The following is a 2,418-nucleotide window of genomic DNA, read 5'->3' as shown; positions in this document are numbered from 1 at the left end:
GGCCTGCTGCATGGCGAAGATGCCGCGCTGCATGCGAACGTTGCCGCGACCGCCGCAGGTGCCACAGGTCTCGACCTTCCCGTCCGCCGAGCCCGAGCCCTTGCAGGGCTCGCATGCGACCAGCGACGGAATCTCGATGCGCTTCTCGATGCCCGCGACCGCTTCCTCCAGGTCGAGCTCCATGACGTAGCCCACGTCGGCGCCCCGTCGGGCGGCACGCGCGCCACCTCCGCCGAAGATGTTGCCGAAGATGTCCCCGAAGATGTCGCCCATGTCCGGACCGCCGGGACCGCCACCGCCCATGCCATGCTCGAATGCCGCATGTCCGTGCGCGTCGTAGGTGCGTCGCTTGGCGCCGTCGGACAGCACCTCGTACGCCTCCTTGCACTCCTTGAACGCCGCTTCGGCCGCGGCATCGCCGGGGTTGCGGTCGGGGTGGTGCTTCATCGCACAGCGACGATAGGCCTTCTTCAGGTCCTCATCGCTGGCGTCCCTGGCCACGCCCAGGACTTCGTAGTAATCGCGCTTGCTCATGTGTCGTCAGGCTGGTCTCGCAGGTTCGCCGGATGGCAAAACGGGAGGCCGTGGCAGGCCACGTCTCCCGTCCGCCGCATCCCGTGGGCCGGGATTACTTCTTGTCGTCCTTCACTTCGGTGAACTCGGCGTCGACCACGTCGTCCGCGCCTGCCGATGCACCGCCGGCAGGACCGGCGCCGCCACCGGGCTGCTCGGTCGACGCCGYGGCCGCGTACAGCGACTGGGCCGCCTCTTCGAGCGCCTTCGACTTGGCTTCGATCTGCGCCTTCTCGTCGCCCTTCATCGCCGTCTCCAGCTCGGCGATGGCGGATTCGACCCGTCCGATCACATCACTCGGCACCTTGCTGCCGTGCTCGGTGATGGCACTGCGGGTGGCGTGCAGCAAGCCATCGGCCTGATTGCGCGCCTGCACCAGTTCCTGGAACTTCTTGTCCTCTTCGCGATGCGCCTCGGCGTCGGCCACCATGCGCGCGATCTCGTCCTCGGACAGGCCCGAACCGGCCTTGATCTCGACCTTCTGTTCCTTGTTGGTCTTCTTGTCCTTGGCCGACACGTGCAGGATGCCGTTGGCGTCGATGTCGAACGACACTTCCACCTGCGGCATGCCGCGCGGCGCCGGCTCGATGCCGGACAGGTCGAACTTGGCCAGCGACTTGTTGAAGCGGGCCTGTTCGCGCTCGCCCTGCAGCACGTGCACCGTCACCGCGGACTGGTTGTCCTCGGCAGTGGAGAAGGTCTGCGAGGCCTTGGTCGGAATGGTGGTGTTCTTCTCGATGATCTTGGTGAACACGCCACCCAGCGTCTCGATGCCCAGGCTCAGCGGGGTGACGTCGAGCAGCAGCACGTCCTTGACGTCGCCGGCCAGCACGCCGCCCTGGATCGCGGCGCCCAGCGCCACGGCCTCGTCGGGATTGACGTCCTTGCGCGGTTCCTTGCCGAAGAACTCGGCCACGGCCTGCTGCACCTTCGGCATGCGGGTCTGGCCACCGACGAGGATGACTTCGCCGATGTCGCTGGCGCGCAGGCCGGCGTCGTTCAGCGCGATGCGGCAGGGCTCGATGGTCTTCTTCACCAGGTCTTCGACCAGCGCTTCCAGCTTGGCGCGGGTCAGCTTGATGTTGAGGTGCTTCGGGCCCGACGCGTCGGCGGTGACGTACGGCAGGTTCACTTCGGTCTGCTGCGAGCTGGACAGCTCGATCTTGGCGCGCTCGGCGGCGTCCTTCAGGCGCTGCAGGGCCAGCGGATCCTTGCGCAGGTCGATGCCCTGGTCCTTCTGGAATTCCTCGACGAGGTAGTCGATGACGCGCTTGTCGAAGTCTTCGCCACCCAGGAAGGTGTCGCCGTTGGTCGCCAGCACTTCGAACTGCTTCTCGCCGTCGACATTGGCGATCTCGATGATCGACACGTCGAAGGTGCCGCCRCCSAGGTCGTAGACGACGATCTTGCGGTCGGCACCGCCTTCGCCCTTGTCCAGGCCATAGGCCAGCGCGGCCGCGGTGGGCTCGTTGATGATGCGCTTGACGTCCAGGCCGGCGATCTTGCCCGCGTCCTTGGTCGCCTGGCGCTGGCTGTCGTTGAAGTAGGCCGGCACGGTGATGACGGCTTCGGTGACGGTCTCGCCCAGGAAGGCTTCCGCCGTCTTCTTCATCTTTTCCAGCACGCGCGCGGAGATCTCCTGCGGTGCCATCTTCTTGCCGTCGCTGGTCTGTACCCAGGCGTCGCCGTTGTCGTGCGCGACGATGCCGTAGGGCACCAGGTCCAGGTCCTTCTTCACTTCCGCGTCGGTGAACTTGCGGCCGATCAGGCGCTTCACCGCGTAGAAGGTGTTCTTCGGATTGGTCACGGCCTGGCGCTTGGCCGAGGCGCCTACGAGGATCTCGC

2 protein-coding genes are annotated in these 2,418 nt (G+C 66.4%); both read right to left on the bottom strand.

Going from position 1 to position 2,418, the window contains the following annotated elements:
- On the bottom strand, positions 1-534 hold a 534-nt coding region (locus AC04L7_RS16675), incomplete at its 3' end, for a DnaJ domain-containing protein (RefSeq protein WP_475513456.1).
- Positions 535-628: 94 nt separating this feature from the next.
- A partial coding sequence (dnaK, locus tag AC04L7_RS16670) for a molecular chaperone DnaK (RefSeq protein ID WP_475513455.1) occupies positions 629-2,418 on the bottom strand: 1,790 nt, incomplete at its 5' end.

It is taken from the genome of Pseudoxanthomonas sp. LjRoot204_2, assembly GCF_056175765.1.
This window is presented reverse-complemented; position numbering and strand designations above follow the sequence as displayed.